The organism is Bifidobacterium pullorum subsp. saeculare, from assembly GCF_016899725.1.
In the GTDB taxonomy this organism is placed as follows: Bacteria; Actinomycetota; Actinomycetes; order Actinomycetales; family Bifidobacteriaceae; genus Bifidobacterium; species Bifidobacterium pullorum_C.
The window spans coordinates 1-452 of sequence record NZ_JACLYU010000217.1 but is presented as its reverse complement, the minus strand read 5'-3'; the positions used below and the strand labels follow the sequence as shown (position 1 = coordinate 452).

Below are 452 nucleotides of genomic sequence, written 5' to 3'. Positions count from 1 at the left end.
ATACATCGCAGGGCACTGAAGCTAGGTAATAGGTGCCCTGTACTCGCAACACAAATTCGAATTTAAATTCTTTAGGAGTTACCTTACATGGCTGATCCAGTATACAACGCCAGTGCCCTGACCCGTGAATGGTGGGCCGGTGCAAACGCTGATGTGGACATTCACATTGAAGCGTACGAAGGCGACGTAGAAGGCTCGTTCAAAGTCGAGTCGATCTTCCGCAGCATGAACCTCACCAAGTTCAAGTCGGTGATGAACCAGTCCAACACTTGGCGCGGCGACCGAATCGGTGCGGCTGTAGTTCAAGGTCGTAAGTCGGGCCAGAAGCTCGACGGCGCTCGTATCGCCAACGACAAGTTCACTGTTACCGTGGACACCACTTCGTTCATCCGTACCCCGTTCGACTACCAAGACGACTGGACTGCACCGGACTTCCAAGCTGAGTACAGCGC

The 452-nt window shown here is 53.3% G+C and carries 1 protein-coding gene; it reads left to right on the top strand.

Going from position 1 to position 452, the window contains the following annotated elements; genetic code table 11:
* Positions 1 to 87: 87 nt before the first annotated feature.
* Positions 88 to 452: hypothetical protein (locus H7U32_RS10250; protein WP_204469920.1), on the top strand; the 365-nt coding region annotated here is incomplete at its 3' end.